This is a genomic window from Peribacillus sp. NPDC097264 (assembly GCF_050277925.1).
GTDB lineage: Bacteria > Bacillota > Bacilli > Bacillales > DSM-1321 > Peribacillus.
Window position 1 is genome coordinate 281,730 of sequence record NZ_JBNNSR010000004.1, and the last position, 21,489, is coordinate 303,218.

General features: G+C 40.3%; 20 protein-coding genes. 18 read left to right on the forward strand and 2 right to left on the reverse strand.

The genetic code is table 11. The annotated features are described in order from the left end of the window. The first annotated feature begins 110 nt into the window (after nt 1–110). The 4 genes from ACQKL0_RS08485 (at nt 111) to ACQKL0_RS08500 (ending at nt 4,403) form a co-directional block, all read left to right on the forward strand. Nucleotides 111–2,282, forward strand: coding sequence for a DNA topoisomerase III (locus ACQKL0_RS08485; RefSeq protein ID WP_427686970.1), 2,172 nt, complete (start codon nt 111–113; stop codon nt 2,280–2,282). Between the two features lie 94 nt (nt 2,283–2,376). Beyond that, a complete protein-coding gene (gene mntR, locus ACQKL0_RS08490) occupies nt 2,377–2,805 on the forward strand; it encodes a transcriptional regulator MntR (RefSeq protein WP_402869035.1) in 429 nt (142 codons plus the stop codon). Between the two features lie 207 nt (nt 2,806–3,012). Then, a complete protein-coding gene (locus tag ACQKL0_RS08495) occupies nt 3,013–3,708 on the forward strand; it encodes a class I SAM-dependent methyltransferase (RefSeq protein ID WP_407406530.1) in 696 nt (231 codons plus the stop codon). Then, on the forward strand, nt 3,708–4,403 hold the full coding sequence (locus ACQKL0_RS08500) for an AIM24 family protein (protein WP_427686972.1): 696 nt from the start codon (nt 3,708–3,710) through the stop codon (nt 4,401–4,403). Before ACQKL0_RS08495 ends, ACQKL0_RS08500 begins: the two co-directional genes overlap by 1 nt. A 245-nt stretch (nt 4,404–4,648) precedes the next feature. On the opposite strand, the gene metA is transcribed toward ACQKL0_RS08500, so the two are convergent. Then, nucleotides 4,649–5,557: a homoserine O-acetyltransferase MetA gene (gene metA, locus ACQKL0_RS08505; RefSeq protein ID WP_402869030.1), complete on the reverse strand. Its 909-nt coding sequence runs from the start codon at nt 5,555–5,557 to the stop codon at nt 4,649–4,651. 182 nt (nt 5,558–5,739) lie between these two features. Between metA and ACQKL0_RS08510 the strand changes: the two genes are divergently transcribed. The 9 genes from ACQKL0_RS08510 (at nt 5,740) to ACQKL0_RS08550 (ending at nt 15,119) form a co-directional block, all read left to right on the forward strand. Beyond that, nucleotides 5,740–6,282: a hypothetical protein gene (locus ACQKL0_RS08510; RefSeq protein WP_402956782.1), complete on the forward strand. Its 543-nt coding sequence runs from the start codon at nt 5,740–5,742 to the stop codon at nt 6,280–6,282. Between the two features lie 78 nt (nt 6,283–6,360). After that, a complete protein-coding gene (locus tag ACQKL0_RS08515) occupies nt 6,361–6,840 on the forward strand; it encodes a glutathione peroxidase (RefSeq protein WP_427686974.1) in 480 nt (159 codons plus the stop codon). Between the two features lie 132 nt (nt 6,841–6,972). Then, on the forward strand, nt 6,973–7,818 hold the full coding sequence (locus ACQKL0_RS08520) for a DegV family protein (RefSeq protein WP_402956784.1): 846 nt from the start codon (nt 6,973–6,975) through the stop codon (nt 7,816–7,818). A gap of 61 nt (nt 7,819–7,879) precedes the next feature. After that, a complete protein-coding gene (locus ACQKL0_RS08525) occupies nt 7,880–8,524 on the forward strand; it encodes an HD domain-containing protein (protein ID WP_427686976.1) in 645 nt (214 codons plus the stop codon). Next, complete coding sequence (locus tag ACQKL0_RS08530; protein WP_427686977.1) at nt 8,521–10,398, forward strand: ABC-F family ATP-binding cassette domain-containing protein; 1,878 nt, start codon at nt 8,521–8,523, stop codon at nt 10,396–10,398. Before ACQKL0_RS08525 ends, ACQKL0_RS08530 begins: the two co-directional genes overlap by 4 nt. Before the next feature lie 133 nt (nt 10,399–10,531). Then, nucleotides 10,532–11,656 carry a conserved virulence factor C family protein gene (locus ACQKL0_RS08535; RefSeq protein WP_427686979.1) on the forward strand — a complete coding sequence of 375 codons (1,125 nt, stop codon included), beginning with the start codon at nt 10,532–10,534 and terminating at the stop codon, nt 11,654–11,656. A gap of 290 nt (nt 11,657–11,946) precedes the next feature. Further along, a complete protein-coding gene (ilvD, locus tag ACQKL0_RS08540) occupies nt 11,947–13,632 on the forward strand; it encodes a dihydroxy-acid dehydratase (protein WP_402956790.1) in 1,686 nt (561 codons plus the stop codon). A 195-nt stretch (nt 13,633–13,827) separates the two neighbouring features. Further along, on the forward strand, nt 13,828–14,262 hold the full coding sequence (locus ACQKL0_RS08545) for a BrxA/BrxB family bacilliredoxin (protein ID WP_402956792.1): 435 nt from the start codon (nt 13,828–13,830) through the stop codon (nt 14,260–14,262). 77 nt (nt 14,263–14,339) lie between these two features. Beyond that, nucleotides 14,340–15,119, forward strand: a complete 780-nt coding sequence (locus ACQKL0_RS08550; protein WP_427686981.1) for a class I SAM-dependent methyltransferase — start codon at nt 14,340–14,342, stop codon at nt 15,117–15,119. A 2-nt stretch (nt 15,120–15,121) separates the two neighbouring features. Here the strand turns inward: ACQKL0_RS08550 and ggt are convergent, their stop codons facing one another. Next, nucleotides 15,122–16,816, reverse strand: coding sequence for a gamma-glutamyltransferase (gene ggt / locus ACQKL0_RS08555; RefSeq protein ID WP_427686983.1), 1,695 nt, complete (start codon nt 16,814–16,816; stop codon nt 15,122–15,124). Nucleotides 16,817–17,247: 431 nt separating this feature from the next. Between ggt and ACQKL0_RS08560 the strand changes: the two genes are divergently transcribed. The 5 genes from ACQKL0_RS08560 (at nt 17,248) to ACQKL0_RS08580 (ending at nt 21,416) form a co-directional block, all read left to right on the forward strand. Next, a complete protein-coding gene (locus ACQKL0_RS08560; RefSeq protein ID WP_427686985.1) occupies nt 17,248–17,862 on the forward strand; it encodes a YpjP family protein in 615 nt (204 codons plus the stop codon). A gap of 204 nt (nt 17,863–18,066) precedes the next feature. Further along, nucleotides 18,067–18,843, forward strand: a complete 777-nt coding sequence (locus ACQKL0_RS08565) for a TerC family protein (protein ID WP_402869007.1) — start codon at nt 18,067–18,069, stop codon at nt 18,841–18,843. A gap of 490 nt (nt 18,844–19,333) precedes the next feature. Next, complete coding sequence (locus ACQKL0_RS08570; RefSeq protein ID WP_402869005.1) at nt 19,334–20,044, forward strand: anthrax toxin lethal factor-related metalloendopeptidase; 711 nt, start codon at nt 19,334–19,336, stop codon at nt 20,042–20,044. Between the two features lie 95 nt (nt 20,045–20,139). Next, nucleotides 20,140–20,934 carry a thymidylate synthase gene (locus ACQKL0_RS08575; protein ID WP_402869003.1) on the forward strand — a complete coding sequence of 265 codons (795 nt, stop codon included), beginning with the start codon at nt 20,140–20,142 and terminating at the stop codon, nt 20,932–20,934. Continuing rightward, nucleotides 20,931–21,416 carry a dihydrofolate reductase gene (locus tag ACQKL0_RS08580; protein ID WP_402988173.1) on the forward strand — a complete coding sequence of 162 codons (486 nt, stop codon included), beginning with the start codon at nt 20,931–20,933 and terminating at the stop codon, nt 21,414–21,416. Before ACQKL0_RS08575 ends, ACQKL0_RS08580 begins: the two co-directional genes overlap by 4 nt. Nucleotides 21,417–21,489: the final 73 nt, after the last annotated feature.

The window sequence follows — 21,489 nt, forward strand, 5'->3', positions numbered from 1 at the left end:
TTTTCAAATGGGGACCTGGGACAAAAGCGACCCCCTATCTTTCCGATTTTCATAATTAAGGTATAATATAAGTGTGAAAGTTATTTTGTAACGGATTAGGTGAAGAGAATATGAAGCTGATCATTGCCGAGAAACCTGATCAAGGTTCAACATTGGCAGCTCAATTTAAATCGAAGAAACAGCAAGGATATATAGAAATCATGCCAAACGAGCTTTTCCCCGATGGCGCTTATGTAACGTGGGCAGTCGGTCATTTATGTCAACTAGTATCACCGGAAACCTATCATTCTAACTGGAAAAAATGGTCGATTGATACCCTGCCGATGATACCGGAAAAATTTCAATACGAAGTGACCCGCCAAAAGGCCAAACAGTTCAATGTGGTCAAGACTTTGCTGAGTAAACCGAATGTTGATGAAATCATTCATGCTGGGGATGCTGGTCGCGAAGGGGAATTGATTGTACGTAATATCATTTCACTATGTCATGTCAAAAAGCCGATGAAACGTTTGTGGATTTCCTCACTGACTCCAAAGGCCATATATGAAGGGTTTCAAAATCTAATCAGTGAAGAGAAAACCAGGCCACTTTATCATGAAGCGTATACGCGTGCTTGTGCGGATTGGGTAGTAGGCATGAATGCATCAAGGGTATATAGCATTCTCTTGAAAAAAAAGGGTGTATCGGATGTATTTTCAGCAGGTCGCGTTCAGACCCCAACCCTTGCTTTGATAGTCAAAAGGGAATTGGAAATCGAACGGTTCAAATCAGAACCGTTTTGGGAAGTATTTGCAGACTTCAAGATGGATGGAAAGAAGTATCAGGGAAAATGGCAACAAAATAATGATTCGAGAATCCAGACTAAAGAGATGGCAGAGAAAATAGCTGCATTTTGTAAGGGAAAAGAAGCTGAAATTGCCGATATGACAACGGAAAGAAAAGAGTTTCAGCCTCCGCTCTTATTTAATCTGTCGTCATTGCAAGCAACTGTGAATAAGCTCTATAAGTACTCACCTAAAAAAACCCTGGATATCGTTCAAAGTTTATACCAAAAAGGAATTGTATCCTATCCACGGTCGGATTCCAACTATGTCACTAAAGGCGAAGCTGAAACATTTCCGGACATTATGCAAAAATTAAGTGGATTTTCAGAATATCAACCCTTTTTCCCGTTACCTGTCTCCAGTATCAGCGACAATAAACGATTTGTTAACGAAAAAAAAGTTACGGATCACTATGCCATCATTCCGACAGAACAGGTTGTAGATCCAAAACGACTTTCCGGTGAGGAACGTAATATATATGATTTAGTGGTACGTAGACTGATTGCGGCACATTATGAAAAAGCCATTTTTGATTACACGACGATCAAGACAAAGGTCGAGAAGAGGGCCGAGTTTATTTCAAAGGGTAAACAACAGATTCAAGAAGGGTGGCGTAAGGTCATTTTTCAAGATGAGAAAGATGATGATGTTCTTTTACCCCTCCTTAAACAAGGCGATTCTGGGCTAGTGTCCAAGGTAAAAGTGAAAGAAGGAAAAACCCAGCCACCGAAGCGTTATACAGAGGGTCAGCTAATAACCTTGATGAAAACGGCGGGAAAGCATCTGGAAAATGAAGAGCTTGAAAAGGTCCTGATGAAAACAGAAGGCTTAGGAACCGAAGCAACACGTGCGGGGATCATTACCATGCTGAAAGATCGAAAATATATTGATGTTAAGAAAAACCAGGTATTTGCAACCGATAAAGGGAAGGTTCTAATTACAGCAATTGGCGAGAAAATCCTTGCTTCTCCAGAAATGACGGCTAAATGGGAGCAGCGCCTAAGGGAAATCGGGGAAGGTAAGGCTTCCGCGGGTGCTTTCATGGAAGCCGTTAAAAAGATGTCCACAAAGATTATTAGCGATGCCGTTGAGTCTTGTGAAGCCTGGGACTTTCAAGGTCTAGATATCGATTCGATTCAAAGACCGGGTTTTAAGAAAAAAAGTGTGACATCAGTAGGAAGTTGCAAGAAATGTGGTGCTAAAGTTGTCGATAAAGGGGAATTCTATGGATGTGCAAGTTATCAGAAAACCAAATGTAACTTTACCGTCTCAAAAAAAATCCTTAATAAAAAAATCAGTCAGGTCAATGTTAAAAAGCTTTTATCCCATGGAGAAACCGATGTGATCAGTGGTTTCAAAAAAGGGGACAAGACGTTTGATGCTGCTTTAATTTGGTCTGATACCGAGAAGAAGGTAATTTTTAAATTTATATCGGATCAACCAGTTAAGCAAAATTAAGCGTTTCTACCATGCCCTGAGACGATATAATCTTGTTTCAGGGTCGTTTTTATAGTAAGATTTTTAGATATGCGTTTGAATGGGAGGATTCCTGATGCCTACACCGAGCATGGAGGATTACATAGAACAGATATATTTACTTATAGAGGAAAAAGGATATGCAAGGGTTTCGGATATTGCTGAAAACCTATCTGTACATCCTTCTTCAGTGACGAAGATGGTACAAAAGTTAGACCACGAAAAGTATTTAATCTATGAGAAGTATCGTGGTTTGGTTTTGACAGCAAATGGTAAAAAAGTGGGTAAACGACTTGTTTACCGTCATGAATTATTGGAGCAGATGCTACGATTGATAGGGGTCAAGGAAGAAAATATCTACCATGATGTTGAAGGAATCGAGCATCACCTGAGCTGGAATGCGATAGACCGAATTGGTGACCTTGTAGAATTCTTTGAGGAATCACCTAGCCGGGTTGAGGATTTAAGAAATATACAAAAGAAAAATGAAGAAAATGCAAAATAAGCTGCCATGGGCAGTTTTTTTTTGCTCTAAAACCATCATTCGTTTCTTAAATAAGCAACCACATGACGGGGAAAAGAGGATTTTTAGTCTTAAAACAGAATAGGTATTATAAAGGGGATATTTTGAAATACCATAAGATATATCCATTTAAATCATGAAAAAGTGCGATCAGTAAATCTGAAAACTATGTGAAATGGGGAATGACATTTGAATGTAAAAACTTGGCATAAAGAAGCAGAAAAGAAATGGGATGTTTTTGCCCCTACATGGGCGAAGAATTCACAGGAAATGTGGGAGACCGGTAGTCGTAAAAAGATCATCCCTTTCTTTTCCGAGTATGTGGAGTCGGGATCGAAGGTTGTGGATATAGGTTGCGGAGACGGGGTCGGTTCTTCAAAACTCGCCCAAGCCGGTTACGCTGTTACAGGTGTGGACCTTTCAACCGTCATGGTTGAATTGGCTAAGGAAAATGCCGACCAACAACCCGGCCTTTCTTTTACTCAAGGAGATTTTTACAGTCTCCCATTTAAGGATGATGAAATGGATGCCGCTTTGGTGATCAATTCACTTGAATATACTGGTGAGCCACTGACGGTGATGAAGGAAATACATCGAATTATAAAGCCCGGGGGGTATGTATGTTTTGGAATACTTGGACCTACGGCGGAGCCTCGTAAAAAATTTAGCTACCAACGGTTATTAGGTGAAGATGTGATCATGAATACGATGCAGGCCTGGGAGTTTGAAAAGCTTGCACTATCTACTGGTTGGAAGCTAGTCGCTGAGACTGGTGTTGAAAAAAGAGGGGTGGACTACTCCAAGCTAGGTCACTTTTCAAAAGAATTGAAACAATCCGTTTCATTTATGTGGCTCTTCCTCTTTCAAAAAGAAGGTATTCAATGATGGAAAAATATCATATCAATCAATTTGTCGAAAAAACGAAACAGCAGGATAAGGGCCAGGGATTATTTGAATTGGAGACGGAACGAATTCTTGAAATCAATCTCGAACAACAAATCTGGGCCAAAATGGGGACGATGATTTCATACCGGGGCAGTATTAAGTTCGAACGAGAAGGCATGCTGGAGCATGGGATTGGAAAATTATTTAAGAAAGCCTTTACTGGTGAAGGTACCTCTTTAATGAAAGCGACAGGGAAAGGGAAGCTATATGTGGCCGACCATGGAAAGAAGATTTCGATTATACAATTGAATGGAGAGGCCATTTGTATAAACGGCAATGATTTACTTGCCTTTGAATCAAGTGTGAAATGGGACATTAAAATGATGAGACGCATTGCCGGATTGTTGGCTGGTGGATTGTTCAATGTCAGGCTTGAAGGAAATGGGATGGTTGCGTTCACATCACACTATGAACCCCTCACTTTACTTGTTGAAGAGGGAAAGCCAGTCTATACAGATCCAAATGCGACCGTCGCCTGGTCAGGGAACTTACAGCCAGACTTCGTAACGGATGTATCCTTGAAATCATTTTTTGGGAGAGGAAGCGGAGAGTCAGTTCAGATGAAATTCGAAGGACAGGGGTTTATTGTTGTCCAGCCCTATGAAGAAGTATATTTTGGCGATAAAGAGTCTTAAAAAGTAAAATTAGATTCCTTTTTTATGATAATAGAAGAGTAGTAAATGAATGATTTGAGAATGAAGAAAAAGGATGAGTAGATACACGTTTGCATTTAACAGACATAGGTATTCAATATCATTTCATTCTAGTGCGAAATAAAAAAATCCTGAGTTTCTCATCAGGATTTTTCCTTAGACAGATGTGTGGCAGGTTCCCCCAAAAAGGGCAATCAACGGACAAAGACCCTTTTTTTCTTTCGCTTTCAATCCCAATCATATGGCGTGGATTGATAGACGTAATAATTGAGCCAGTTGGAAAACATGAGGCTACAGTGACTTTTCCAACGATGCAACGGAGTTTTAGATGGGTCATTATCCGGAAAGTAGTTTTCGGGGAGCTGGGTTTCGATTCCGCGTTCAATATCGCGTTTATATTCGTCACCGAGCGTTCCCGCATCATACTCGAAATGACCAGTCACCATAATTCTCTTTGAATCGGTGGAAGCGGCTATTAACACACCGGCTTGATCTGATTGTGCTAAGATTTTCAGTTCGGGATGATTCACTAACTTTTGATAATCTATGTCAGTATAGCGAGAATGAGGAGCCAAGAAATAATCGTCGAAGCCACGGACGAGGTCTTCATTCGGTTCAAGAACCTCATGTTTATAGATGCCAAAGCATTTTTCCGGAAGCTCATATTTACCTATACCATAATGGTGGTATAGAGCTGCTTGAGCCCCCCAACAAATATGTAGGGTGGATGTGACATTTTTGCTTGACCAGTTCATGATATCTTTTAATTCTTCCCAATAATTAACTTCTTGAAAGTCCATCTTTTCGACAGGTGCTCCCGTGATGATCATCCCATCATATTTTTTTGAACGAATGTCTTCAAAAGAATTATAAAATTGATTTAAATGAAATTTACTTGTGTTTTTGGATTCATGGGTACTCAAACCCAGAAATGATATATTTACTTGAATAGGCGTGTTGCCAAGAAAACGCAGTAACTGTGCCTCTGTTTTTTCTTTTTCGGGCATAAGGTTTAAAATCAATATATTTAATGGCCGGATTTCCTGGCTGATTGCCCGTTCCTCATCCATTACAAAGATGTTCTCTTCTTCTAAAATCTCTTTAGCTGGCAGGTGTCTTGGTATTTTGATTGGCATAGTTAGCTTTGCCTCCTTTGTGAAATCATAATATTTCAATTATATAGAAAATTTAAAAATAGAAAAGCAATTTTTTTATTTTTTTAGATCCTCATAAGAATTTTGTAGAATGGTAAAATGATGATGAGTTATATAAAACTTGTTTATGACAGTTAAGAATCTAGAAGAGGGGTATATGGATATTGTTTGATCCTACAGCATATGAGAATATGAAAGTGGTATTGGAAGGAGCGGTATATGACCGCGACCTCATTGGGGATATATTGGTTATTGGTCGTGATGATATCGTCAATCTCTCAACACTTGCAAGGAAATATAAAATTGAGTTAGAAATGAAAGAATCAGAGCATACTGATTCTGTGACCGGCGGCTTTGAGGTATACGCTTCACTGGAGAATTTAAGTTCCGAGCTGCTGCAGTCGAACCTGAATGAAACGCATTCCGGTTGTGCCGTGAATTTATTTATTTCCATACCGAGAAAGCTCAACAGCTTGGAAGTTAGAAATATATTAATTGAACTCGAGACCCTTTGGGGGAGTGAGAGAATCATTAAATTGACTACTTCTGAAACGGTTAGTGAAAAAGAACCATCCTCATCATGCCATTCAACATTTGGTATTTCTTTCGGAAGACTTATAAAGGAAGAGCAAATGGAAGATTTAGAAGATATGGTAGAGTATCTGATACAATCTATACAAATTGTTGAAGGTTCTTTAAATAACTAATCAAGAACACTCAAACTGGAAAAGTTTCCTTCACTTAAGGTAAAATGACCTCATCAGGGCTAAAGGGAGAGATCATATATGTCCATTTATGAATTTAAAGTGAAAAAGATCAATGGTGATGTCATTTCGCTTGAGGAATACAAGGGAAAAGTATTGATTATAGTTAACACGGCTAGTAAATGTGGATTTTCACCACAGTATGATGACCTGCAGAGCCTATATGTGCAATACAAAGAGGACGGTCTGGAAGTTCTAGGGTTTCCTTGCAATCAGTTCCTCAACCAAGAGCCTGGCGACGAGCTTGAAATCGATTCCTATTGTAAGCTCAATCACGGTGTAACCTTTCCAATGTTTGCGAAAGTGAATGTGAATGGAAAGGACGCTCACCCGCTATTTAGCTATATAACGGAGAATGCACCAGGAATGATGGGATCGAAGTCAATAAAATGGAACTTCACCAAATTCTTGATCGACCGTGAAGGGAATATTGTGAACCGCTATGCTCCCAAAACAAAACCGCTTGAAATGGAAGAAGATATAAAAAAATTGCTATCATGATTCAATGGCCCACCGTGTTCTTATCGGTGGGCTTTTTATTTAAGGAATAAAAGGGTCCGTAATTTAAAGGGGGAAAAATGGGGATGAAGTGGAATATAATAGGTAACAACTATTTTACCCAGGAGGGAAACAATGGAACGGATTGCATGGGTTACGGACAGTACGGCTTTATTGGACGAGGAACTATCTCAAAATGAACATGTATATGTCGTTCCTATGATTGTCATCATGGATGGTGAGGAATACGAAGATGGTGTCGACCTACTACCTGAAGAACTGTATCGCAAAATGAAGGAGGAAAATAAGGTCCCGACCACCTCCCAGCCATCCGTGGGCACCTTTTACGAGTTGTATAGGAAACTTGAAAAAGACTATGATCGGGTGGTTTCCATCCATCTCTCAAGTAAATTGAGTGGGACGGTCTCCTCAAGCCGTCAGGCAGCACAACTTGTCACGATACCTGTGGATGTTTTTGACACCTTGCTTATATCGTATCCGATGATTCTGTTATTAAAAAGGCTCATGCACTATATTAACAGCGGGTTCTCAATGGAAGAAGCTTTCACCCTTACACGGAAGTATGCAGATAGCCATGAGACATATGTCTTGATTGGCTCATTAGACCAACTACACCGGAGTGGGCGGTTAACGGGGACTCAGTATTACCTTGGAAGTCTATTGAGCTTAAAACCGATCATAACCATAGAGAATGGGTTGCTGCAAACCAAAACGAAAACTCGAAATCTTAAGAAAGCGGAAAATCAAATATTCCATGAATTACGCAAATCCATTTCATTGGGCAAGGTAAAAGAATGCAGTATCTTGTACGGAGGTTCACCTGTTCAGGCCGAACCATGGGAAAAGAGGATTACAGAAGAGTTTCCAGAAGTGAAAATACATATATCACCACTAGGTAGTGCAATAGGGGTGCATACAGGTGAACAGACAATCGGGATCAGTTGGTTCAAGGAAGTTTAGGGCAATTTCCCTTTCTAAAAATTAGAACCATGGTAAAATAGAAAGGACATGGAGTGGTGAAATGCAAAAAACAATAATTGAACAAACGGAATCATTTGTCTACGAACAATTAAAATCTGATGTCAGTGGCCATGATTGGTATCATATCAATCGGGTTCGGAAGCTGGCCTTACATATTGCACGTGAAGAAAAAAAGGGTAATGAATTCATAATCGAGATGGCAGCCCTCCTTCATGATATTCCAGATGATAAATTGAATGATGATATGGAAGCAGGTTGGAATAAGCTCGATGATTGGTTGAAGATGACCGGGGTGGACCTGAATACGGTTAAGGAGATAAAGGAGATTATTTCTACCATTTCCTACAGTGCTGGAGAAGTGAATCTGACGTCCGTCGAAGCTGAAATTGTTCAGGATGCCGATCGTTTGGATGCTCTCGGGGCGATTGGAATTGCAAGAACATTTGCGTATGGGGGTAAAAAGGGACAATCTATGTATGATCCATCTCTCTCGGTCCGTGAAGAGATGACCAAGCAGGAATATCGAATGGGTAAAAGCTCTTCCGTCCACCATTTTTATGAAAAATTATTACGTTTACAAGACTTGCTTAACACAGATACAGCGAAGAATATCGCGAGTGAACGCCATGAATACATGGTTCGTTTTCTAGAAGAATTCTATAAGGAATGGGATGTACGTTTATGAAAGTTTTTAGCATGGAACATGTAATGAAAACCCAAGGAGAGAAGCTTCTTTTTAAAGATGTTTCTTTATCCATCAGTGAAGGTGAAAAGATCGGGATCGTCGGTATAAATGGGACCGGTAAATCCACGCTGTTGAATATTATAGCTGGATTGGAAGAAAGTGACCTGGGTACGAAGGATCATCCGAATGACTATACAATTTCTTATTTATCACAAGATCCTGACTTTGATGAACAATTGACCATTATGGAGTATATGTATGAAAGTTCGACACCCGTATTCTCCTTGATAAAAGAATATGAAAAAACATTGGTGCAATTGCAAATCGATCCCCAAAATAGTGAAGTGCAAAATCGATTATTGAAGCAACAGCAATCTATGGATGCTCTTAATGCCTGGGATACTAGCGCCAATGCCCGGACAATCTTGACTAAGCTAGGCCTTCCTGATCATTCACGGAAATTGGGTGAGCTTTCAGGTGGACAAAAGAAACGGGCAGCATTGGCAAAGACATTGATAGAAACTCCTGATTTGCTCATTTTGGATGAGCCAACCAACCATCTGGATTTTGAAAGTATCACCTGGTTGGAAGAATACTTATCAAAGTATCAGAAATCCGTCTTATTTGTGACCCATGATCGATATTTTCTTGATCGTGTGTCCAATAAAATATGGGAAATAGCTCAAGCTCAGCTTTTTGAATACAAGGGGAATTATGCAGACTACCTTGAATCAAAAGCCATAAGGGAAGAAAATGAATCAACTGAACGTTCAAAAAAAGAGAGTCTCTTCAAAAAAGAATTGGCCTGGATCCGCAAAGGGGCCAAGGCGCGCTCAACGAAGCAAAAGGCTAGGATTCAGCGTTTTGAAACGTTAGAAACCGGTGTTAAGGATAAGCAGAAAAACGAAAGCCTTGAAATGGAATTAAGCGGCGCCCGTCTAGGGAAAAAAGTGTTGGAACTGCAAGGCATCTCCAAATCATTCGGTAATCAGACAATTATCAAAGATTTATCTTTCCTTTTCAAGCCAGGCGATCGTATTGGGATTGTCGGTAATAACGGAAGTGGAAAATCCACACTATTGAATATCTTGGCCGGACGCGAACCGTTGGATGGTGGGAATCTTGAAATCGGGCAAACCGTCAAAATCGGCTACTATACGCAAGAAAGCATCGATATGGATGGAAATCTCCGAATGATCGAATATATCCGGCAAACGGCTGATTCAATTGCTCTTAAAGATGGTAGCTTCATATCCGCTGCACAAATGCTTGAGAGGTTCTTGTTCCCCATGGGTTCGCATGGCACTCCGATACGGAAACTTTCAGGAGGAGAAAAAAGACGACTTTATTTATTGAACATCTTGATGGGTTCACCCAATGTCCTTTTATTGGATGAACCGACAAATGACCTGGATACACAAACCTTGACAGTCCTTGAAGACTATTTAGAAACGTTTTCGGGAGTCGTCATCACCGTTTCGCATGATCGGTACTTTCTTGATAAAACTTGTCACCAACTACTCGTCTTCAAAGATAAAGGTAAAATAGATTTTTATTACGGAAACTACTCTGAGTTTTTAGAGGAAAAGACAGAAGAAACGGTTCCTCAAAAAACTATCGAGCCACAGCCTAATCGGACGGAAAAGAAGAAGAAAAAGCTTACTTATGCGGAAAGTAAGGAATGGGAAGAAATCGAAGGGAAAATGGAGCAAGTCGAAGGTCGCCTGAAGGATATCACAGCCGAAATGTCAGCAGCCGGCAGTGATTTTGAAAAGGTCCGCCTGCTTCTAGAAGAAGAAAAAGAGCTTAACGAAAAGTTAGAGTATACAATGGAAAGATGGACATATCTTGCTGAAAAACTTGAAGGGGAATAAGCTGAAGACTGGGCCAGGATGCGTTAGCTTGGCCCGGTCTTTTTTTCGGTGAATCTCAATTGCATGAGAATCTCTTGCCAGTGTGATAAAATCTAGGACACGAGGAAACGTATTGATAAAGGAGAGAAAAGCATTGAATATTAAATCGATAGAACCTACGCCAAGTCCAAATACAATGAAAATTAATCTTACGGAAGAATTGCCAGCAGGAAAGAGCAATAATTATAAAAAAGATCAAGCGGAACTTGCGCCGAAAATGATAAAAGACATGTTACAAATTGACGGTGTCAAGGGTGTATACCATGTGGCTGACTTTTTAGCAGTCGAACGTAATGCGAAATTTGATTGGAAAGATATTTTGGTCCAAGTTCGCCAAGTTTTCGGTGAGGATACTGGAAAACAAAATCAACAAGCGCAAATAAATGAGCATTATGGAGAAGTTTCCGTTTCCATCCAACAATTTAAAGGTATTCCCATGCAGATTAAAGCAAATGATAGCACACACGAAAAACGTTTTGCGTTACCGGAGTATTTCATTAAGGGCATATCAGCTGCGCAAAAAGAAGATGATAATGTCGTCCTACTTCGTAAATGGAAGGATTACGGCATTCGCTACGGAGAAATGGAAGACATCGTCAAGGAAGTAGCGGCAGAATTGGTTGCAGCTTATCCGGAGGAAAGAATTAATAAATTAGTTGATGCCGCCCAAGAAACCGTGGATAAAAAAGAACCGGTCATCAATCGCCCCAAAATAAAATTGACCGTTGACATGTTAGACGATGAAAGTTGGGAAAAGAGATATCAATTATTGGATCAGATGAGCGATCCGACGGTTGAAGATATTCCGGTACTGGAAAAAGCCCTTGCCGATAGCAAAGTTTCCATTCGTCGACTTGCTGCTGTATATTTAGGGATGATTGAAGACCCAAAAGTCCTTCCTAGCTTATATAAAGCATTGAGGGATTCAAGTGCCGCTGTAAGAAGGACGGCCGGGGACTGTTTATCTGATCTTGGGTTTGAGGAAGCAATGGGTGAAATGGCATTATCTCTATCGGATAAAAATAAACTAGTGAGATGGAGGGCAGCCATGTTTTTATACGAAGTAGGTGATGAATCCATCCTACCTTTTTTAAAGAAAGCTGAACAAGACCCCGAATTTGAAGTCGCACTCCAAGTGAAAATGGCCCTTGATAGAATCGAGAATGGGGAAGAAGCGAAAGGTTCTGTATGGAAACAAATGACGGAATCAAGAAAGTAAAAAATAAGTAAGTTTAAAGACCGAAAGAGGATAATCACAGACCGTGTAAGGACGTGTTTGTTGGTCATCCTCTTTTTTTTATAAAAAAGGGATGAAAGATTAGGTGAAAAATGGATAAAATAATCCATTTATATGAATAAATCCCTTTTCTACTATTTTAGAAAAATGTTTATGTAGAAAACTTTGAGCTAGAATGGTTACATTTGACCACATTTATGTTAGAATTTTTAGAGTATTATAAAAAGTTAATATATTCAATGTTAATTTGCTAAAATGAGGGGGCTACATAAATGTCTACAGCAAAAATGAGAAGCGACATGATTACAAAAGGGGTTGACCGTGCTCCACATAGAAGTCTATTGCGTGCAGCGGGTGTTAAAGAAGAAGATTTCGGCAAACCGTTCATTGCGGTTTGTAATTCATATATTGATATCGTTCCTGGGCACGTCCATCTTCAGGAGTTCGGTAAGATCGTGAAGGAAGCAATCAGGGAAGCTGGCGGGGTTCCATTTGAATTTAATACAATCGGAGTAGACGATGGAATCGCCATGGGACATATTGGTATGCGTTATTCTTTACCAAGTCGTGAAATCATTGCTGACTCCGTAGAAACGGTTGTTTCTGCACATTGGTTTGATGGGATGGTTTGCATTCCAAACTGTGACAAGATTACACCAGGTATGATGATGGGGGCACTTCGTGTCAATATCCCGACGATGTTCGTCAGCGGAGGACCTATGAAGGCTGGAAAAGATAAGAATGGTAAGTCTCTATCCTTAACATCGGTCTTTGAGGGTGTTGGAGCCTATCAAGCAGGTAATATTGAAGCAGAAGACTTAGAAGAAATCGAACAAGTGGCATGTCCTACGTGCGGTTCTTGTTCAGGGATGTTTACTGCCAATTCGATGAACTGTTTAGCTGAAGGATTAGGTCTTGCCCTTCCAGGTAATGGTACTATTTTAGCCGTAGCTGAAGAACGAAAGGAATTCGTAAAGAAATCAGCTAAACAACTGATGGAACTAATCAAAATGGATCGTAAACCGCGCGATATCGTTACGATGGAAGCGATTGATAATGCATTTGCTTTGGATATGGCCATGGGTGGATCGACCAATACCGTACTTCATACCCTTGCTTTGGCCCATGAAGCAGGTTTTGAGTATCCAATGGAGAGAATCAATGAAATAGCCGGAAGGGTACCACATCTTGCAAAGATTGCACCGGCATCGGATTATCATATTGAAGATGTCCATAATGCGGGTGGGGTCAGTGCTATTATTCATGAGTTACTGAAAAAGCCAGGAGCTTTCAATGGTGATTGTTTGTCTGTATCCGGTAAAACGCTACGTGAAAATGTGGAAGGCTGCGAAATCTTGAATACGGATGTCATCCATCCCCTAGATAACCCGCATTCCGAACGTGGAGGACTTGCGGTATTATTCGGGAATCTGGCTCCTCTAGGATCGATCATTAAAGTGGGTGCCGTAGACGAGTCTGTCGGCGGGTATCACCGAGGTCCCGCAATCTGCTTTGATTCCCAAGAAGATGCATTGTCAGGAATTATTACTGGTAAAGTAAAAGAAGGGGATGTCGTGGTCATTAGATATGAAGGACCTAAAGGCGGACCGGGTATGCCGGAAATGCTGGCACCAACTTCGCAAATCGTCGGCAGGGGTCTTGGGGCCAAGGTAGGTTTAATTACCGATGGGCGTTTCTCAGGTGCTTCTAGAGGGATCAGTATCGGTCATATATCTCCTGAAGCAGCCGAAGGAGGACCAATAGCCTTTGTAGAAAATGGAGATATCATTGAGCTGGATTTGAATAACCGTATCATCCAATTGGAAATTTCTGACGAAGAATTTGAAAAACGCAAAGCGAATTGGAAAGGCTTCGAACCAAAGGTAACAAGAGGGTATCTGGGTCGTTATTCCAAGCTTGTCACCAATGCAAGCACTGGCGGCGTCATGAAGATTTAATTCACAAATGAAAGGGTGGCAGCAGATAATTCTGCTGCCTATTTTCTATGCAGGGCTTGGATGTTGGTAAACCTAAATTGTGTGGATTCAAGGTTAAGGTTCGCCTTTCGTAGAAGGTTTAAGCGTCAACTTTGCATTATGAACATAAATTATAGTATCCTTATAGTCATCTAGTTATTTCAAGGGGGAATTATTATGTCTATGGCTTATGATGAATACATGAAACAAATGGTGAAGCCAATGCGTGCTGAATTGGTGCAAGCGGGTTTCAAGGAATTGGAAACAGCTGAAAAGGTTGAGGAATTCATGGAGGCAGCCGAAGGGACTACACTTGTTGTCGTCAATTCAGTTTGTGGCTGTGCTGCAGGTTTAGCTCGTCCAGCAGCGACTCAAGCTGTACTCCAAGCAGAGAAGAAGCCAAATAATCTAGTCACTGTATTTGCAGGGCAAGATAAAGAAGCGACAGCTAAAATGCGTGAGTACTTTAATGGGATTGAACCTTCTTCTCCATCCATGGCTCTATTAAAAGGGAAAGAGGTCGTTCATTTCATTCCTCGCCATGATATTGAAGGCCAGCCTATGGAAGCTATCATGGAAAATCTCTTGGTAGCATTCGATAATGTAAAGTAAAATAAAATAAGTAAAAAAAAGAATGTCCTGTAAAAGGGCATTCTTTTTCAAATTCAGAGTATTAAAGGAGCAGGTACATGTTTGTGACTACAGCTGGACGAGCTGACCAAGATGTTATAGAGTTGGCAAAAGAGTTCGCGATGGATCAAAAGATTCCTTTTGTATCGAGGAGAAAACGTTCGATTCAGGATATCCAAAGGGAAAACGACAAGGATGATTGTCTCGTTTTCGGGAGAAATAGAATGGAAATATACCGGTACGGAGAGAGGGAGCCTTTCTTTTTCCATCCTAACTTAGCGACGATTCGATTGAAGCGATTACTGAATGGGGAGGCTGATCCATTTCTTATTGCAGGGGATATTAAAGAAGGGGACTCCGTGCTTGATTGTACATTGGGATTAGGTGCTGACTCCATTGTCGCTAGTTTTGCAGTCGGTAGTAAAGGGCGTGTGTTAGCGCTGGAGGAAAATAAATACTTAGCATTACTTGTGGACCATGGTTTAAAGACTTGGAGTGATGCAGAAGAGTGGATGTTATCAGTAATGAGGCGGATAGAAGTTATGGAGGCTAATCATAATGAGTTATTGAAAACTTTACCGGATAATCATTTCGATGTCGTCTATTTTGATCCGATGTTTGAGGAGACCATTGAAGAATCTAATGGCATTAAAGGCCTGACCCATTTTGCTGCAAATCATGATTTCACCATGGAAATAATAAATGAAGCCAAGCGGGTCGCACGAAAAAGAGTTGTGTTGAAAGATCATTTTCGCAGTACCCGCTTCCAGAGATTTGGATTTGACGTGTTGGAACGAAAAACCTCAAAATTCCATTATGGCTTCATTTCCATTTTATGAATTCATTCGGTCTGATAATCCCCTTCATCAAGACCCATTGCACAGCCTTCACGGCTGGAATCAGCAGCGCCATAATTCGAACCGTCCAATGGGTTGATTTGTATGGCCTGGACATTACCGATTGAGTGGGGGACTTCATTGAAGGCAAATCCCATTCCTTCGAGGTGTCCCTTGCTGTTCATATCAATCCCGGCTTCCCATTCAATATGTGGGCCCATCGGCGTGAAAATTCTTGGTTCTTCGATTGCCGCCTTTAAGTCCATTTTGAAATCGAGCACATTAATGATGGTTTGGACAACTGAGCTAATGATTGTCGGTCCCCCAGGGGAACCAAGTGTTAAAATGGGTTGATTGTCTTTAAAAATGATGGTCGGACTCTTACAGCTTACTGGTCGTTTATTAGGCTGTACTTCATTCATGCCGCCTGGAATGGAATCAAAATCGGTCAATTCATTATTCAACATGAAACCATAGTCGGAAACCATGATGCCAGAACCGAAAGGGTGCTCAACAGTCGAGGTGCAAGCAGCGATGTTGCCCCATCTGTCGCGCACCGTGAAGTGGGTGGTTTCACTGCGTTCTTCATCATTTGGCTGTTGAATCACTTCCCTTTGCTTCACGGAATCATACTTCCATGGATTTCCGAAATCAATGGCATTGTTCCGTGACTTGAAATTAATGAACTTCCGTCGTTCAGCTATATATTCGTCATGCATAAGACCCGTAAGCGGTAATTCGGCAAATTCGGGATCAGCCAGAAATGCCTTTTTATCTGTAAAGGCCAGACGCATCGCTTCCGCTATCAGATAATATTTCTCCCAGGAACGTACATCATATTGCTCTAGATGGAATGATTCTAATATCTTTAATATTTGAATGACGGTAAACCCTCCCGCGCTAGGAGCCATCGAAGAGACAATTTTATAATCTTTATAGGTGCCGACCATGGGTTCATCAACGGTTGCTTTGTAATCTCTTAAATCGGCCATTTCCATGAATCCGCCTTGTTCCTTGATACAGGAAATGATTCCTTCGCCAATCTCGCCCTCATAAAAAGCAGCTACCCCTTCGCGTTGTAAAATCCTATAAGTATTTGCCAGCTTTTCCTTAACTAATATATCTCCCACCTGGTATGGTTTTCCTTCGGGCATGAAGAAGTTTCGCGCTTCATCACCCAATCGATATTCAAAGTTTTTAAGGGCATCACAAAGTACCCAGTTGACCGGGACCCCATTTTCAGCAAATTCTATAGAGGGTTCAATGAGTTCGGCTAATGGCTTGCTACCATATTCATTGAGCGCTTCATCCATCGCCTTTAGAATTCCTGGAATGCCAACTGCCGTCCCTTTTGTCGAACGCTCTTTAAAGGGAATAACCTCCCCATTTTCATCCAGGAACAATTCAGGATATGCCGCTTTAGGTGCCCTGACATGTCCATCGAATATCTTCGTTTTTTTACTTTTTTCATTATAAACCATAAGGAATCCACTGCCGCCTATTCCTGTCATCATAGGTTCCACGATATTTAATGCAAATTGGATGGCTACTGCTGCATCAACGGCATTTCCGCCATCGCGTAAGATCTTTTCCCCGATTTTAGTCGCAACTGGATGAGCCGTGACGACCATACCAGCTTTTCCTGTTGCCGTTTCCCTTTTATAGTTTTCTTCTTTGGTTTTTTCATCGATGTTTTCCATCAAAATTCCTCCAGTATATCGTCTTAAGTTCTTTCTTGAGCTAGAGACGAACTTCATTGAAAAGAAAACCTTGTCATTAATAGAATGACAAGGACTCTTTCATAAGTATTTTAGTCTTAATCAGCAAATGATAAATATACGAAAAATGCTAATGTAACAAGACATAAAGCCACCATGGCGGTTGTAGTCAAAGCCATTTATAAGCCCTCCTTAAAAAGATACCTGAATCTATTTAAGTTCTACAAATTACCTAATAATCCTTTAATTTATATATTTATAGTGAAAAATGGTATAAAAGATGCAACACGTATGTTGCATATAGGTATTTATCCTTTTTGGCGATTTTTGAAACATGGGGTATTATATATTCGTATTACCTGGAAAATCGCAGTATACTAGAAAAAAGGAACAACAGGAGGGGGGATAATGGTTTGAAAACGGCAACATGGTTTAGGAAAAGTCTTGTCATTTTAGTTTCCGTTTTAACGTTTGGACTTGTCACACCTACAGATTTGGCATGGTTAGCTGATGCTGACTCTCTAAAAGATCCGAAAAAAGGGGTAGTGCAAGAAGACCATACACCATTTCCTTCTGCACAGGAATCTAGTGGCTTCAATCATTTCGACCGTGATAACTTTTTATCGGATATACTTGATAAAGCAGAAGAAAGCGCTTATGTGAAATTTGGTGAAAAAATAAACCCTAAAATAGGTGATGAGTTCAAAATGATCATTTTGCCGAAAATAGAAGAGACGGTAAACGATATGGCGAACCAATTTCCTGATGAAAAACTGCAACAGCTAACTATCACAGAGCGGCCAAGTGCAGGTAGATCCGAAAAAATTTTTCATATTTATGACTCGATAAGTGGAAATGATGTAATTCGATTCCATGTTAGGCAGGAAAATCCACCGTTAGAAGGATATTGGTTTAATTTTCATTATCACACGTACCACGATTCTTTTGCCACGCATTATGACATCGGGAAAATATATTGGGATAAAAACACTCCTCCCAAATGGACGAATCAAGATAGAATATCCTAAATCTCTTCGTTCATTGATTTTATCTAAAGGGAAGAGTATGATGATAATGAACATACATAAAGGTAAGTTCATAATGTTCTTTTTGGATACGTTGTTCTGCAACGTATTTATTTTGTGTGAAATAATACATAGCATGAAAAACTGCGCTGTGCCTCTAGAGAGCACTTGCAGTGAATTTTATAGTTTTGCAGAGGTGCTTTAATCATGTCAGTAGAATTGCTAAATAAAATCTTCCATACCTATTCCCAGTTTTTTGATTGGGATATGTGGGGGGAAGTACTAACAGACCCTGTTAGCTGGGGATTAATTGGGACACTTGTCTTAATGGAAGGCCTTTTATCGGCTGATAACGCTTTGGTATTGGCCGTTATGGTTCGGCATCTTCCGGAAAAACAAAGGAAAAAGGCCCTTTTCTATGGATTATTGGGTGCATATGCATTCCGTTTCTTAGCCATTGGAATAGGTGTCTATCTCATCAAGATTTCTTGGGTAAAAATCCTCGGAGCTGTTTATCTTGCCTGGCTTTCATTCAAGTATTTCCGAGATAAGAGAAATAAACAGGCTAACCAGGATGAAGAGTTACAGGGAATGAGTAAAAATAGTTTATTAATCCGTATGTTCGGTAATTTATGGGGAACGGTTGTCGCTGTTGAGATGATGGATATTGCTTTTTCCGTTGACAGTGTCTTGGCTGCCTTTGGGGTGAGTGAAAAGATTTGGGTCCTCCTGTTGGGCGGAATGATCGGTGTCCTGATGATGCGGGGCGTTGCCGGAGTCTTTTTGAAACTGATTGATAAGATTCCTGAATTGGAAACGGCTGCCTATGTCTTGATAGGGTTCATATCGATTAAAATGCTTCTTTCGGTGGCGAAAATCGAAGTTCCACATGTCATCTTCTTTTTGACCATTCTTGTTATTTTTGGAACGACCATCTTGCTTCATTTTCAGAGAGAAAAAAAGCTTAAAGAACACAGTAAATAATCTTACGGAAAAGAGCTGATACCAAAATGGTGTCAGCTCTTTCTTTGGAAATAAAACTCAAATAGATGAAAAAGGAGAGTGAAAAATGTAAAAAAGAGCAAAGGGTATAACAGGTTTAGCCATAGTGATGTGAGGAATGGATGCAGCAAGATGCCAAAGAAAATCGAAAATAGCAATAGGTCTAGAATGATGAACACTTTTAAACTGTAAATTTCCAGTACTTCCTCGGCTAGTTCATGTGGTTCTGGCAGGATGAGACTTCTGTTAACTGGTTTCATGGTATCACCTTGAACCTTTTTTGATTATATTATTTTATATGAAAATACTGGGTGATCCGTGCCTCGTGAGAAAAGAATATTCCACTTATTTTTACCAAAAATACATCAATCAATTATAGAGGAGTTTCATGTTATACTAGAATAATAAATTGGGATTGAAGTATACATATTTCTTTGAAATATCCTATTAAACCATGGAAAGGATGTAGAAGGTGACAAATAAAAAGTGGATTGGATTATTCATTTTGGCAGGCTGTTTCCTTTCTATGCTTTCCATCTCTTTTGCTAAGGAAGATGGTTTAAAGTGGAGGGACTTGAAAAAAGATAGCCTACTAAGGCAGGCAGCCATTTTTCAGGATCAAGAGACATTACAGAACTTGTTTATATATCCTGTAGATGAATTTGATGAAGAGGAAGCCTTAAACATAGTTGAAACAATCAATAAACTCCCGCATTCCCTTCAAGTGAAAATTATTGATCGGGGTGTGAAAATAAAGCTTTTCAGTGGGAGCCTGACAGACAATCGTTCTGCAGCTCATTTAAAGGGGCAGACACCAAGAGGGTATGTTAATCCCAGCACTACATGGGATGATGTTCCGGGTATGGGGGGCTCGCATATGGTCTTGGTTAAAATCGGCGCGAGCGATAAAGGTAACGGCCATAGTTCTATAAATCTCGAACTCCATGAAATTGCCCATTCCCTCGATAAAATCGTGTATGGCGGCATTCGTGAGGATATGGATTATTTAAGCGTATGGGGAAAAGAAGTAGATGCACTGTTTCCTGGTCAACCTTATTTTTCTACATATCCCGAAGAATACTTTGCGGAAGCGTTTGCGATGTTTTATGTAAATCCGGAACAAAATCAATTGCTAAGACGGAAAGCTCCAGAGACCTACCATTTTATTAAACAACTAGATTGAATGATTTAATTCAATCGTAATTCACATTGACACATTGAACTGGTAACAGTAAAAAGTTAAAATAAGAAGAATGAATGTTGAAAAGGTGGTTTACCATGAAGCAATATTTGGATTTATGTAAGCATGTACTTGAAAATGGAACTCAAAAAGGCGATCGTACCGGAACAGGAACAATCAGCACCTTCGGATATCAAATGAGGTTCAATCTGCGTGAGGGATTCCCTGTTTTGACTACGAAAAAAGTCAGTTTAAAAGCAATCATCCATGAACTCTTATGGTTTCTAAAAGGCGATACAAACGTACAATACCTTCAGGAAAATAATGTGCGCATTTGGAATGAGTGGGCTGATGAAGCAGGAAATCTAGGTCCCGTCTATGGGCATCAATGGCGCTCATGGGGTGCAGCGGATGGAAGGCAAATCGATCAAATCAGTGAAGTGATCGAGCAAATCAAAACGAACCCAAATTCAAGGAGATTGATCGTAAGTGCCTGGAATGTCGGAGAGCTTGAAGAGATGGCCTTACCTCCCTGTCATGCATTCTTTCAATTTTATGTGGCGGACGGTAAGCTTTCCTGCCAACTTTACCAGCGTTCTGCGGACGTATTTTTAGGTGTGCCGTTCAATATCGCTTCTTATGCACTCTTAACGATGATGATAGCCCAAGTATGTGACCTGGAGCCTGGTGAATTCGTTCACTCTTTTGGGGATGTCCATATCTATTCGAACCATATGGATCAAGTGAAATTACAGTTGACACGAGACCCTAAACCACTGCCTACGATGAAAATCAATCCTGCAGTGAAAGATATCTTTGAGTTTCGGTTTGAAGATTTCGAACTTGAAAATTACGAAGCTCATCCCCACATTAAAGGGAAGGTGAGTATATGATTTCCTTAATTGTAGCCATGGATGAAAAACGTGTGATTGGAAAAGATAACAAGCTGCCTTGGCATTTGCCAGCGGACCTTCAGTACTTTAAAAAGGTAACGATGGGTCACCCAATCGTCATGGGGCGCAAAACATTTGAATCCATCGGGCGGATTCTGCCTGGAAGGGAAAACGTCATCGTGACCAGGAATCATGAATTTAAAGCGGAAGGCTGCACCATTTTGCATGATGTTGATCAGATTAAGACGTATGCTGACAATAGCAAACAAGAGGTATTCGTTATAGGGGGAGCGGAAATCTTCAAAGAAATCCTGCCAGTAACCGATCGGTTATATATAACTGAAATACATGAAGTCTTTGAAGGGGACACGTTCTTTCCAATCATTAATGAGACGGAGTGGGAAACCGTGGAGACGACCCCTGGTGTAACAGATGATAAAAATCTATATGCCCATGATTTTATTGTTTTACGAAAAAAATGATATTAGTAACCGATTTATGGTGAATAAGCCATAGTCGGTTTTTTTGTACAAGATCAAAGAGATAGAATTTTTA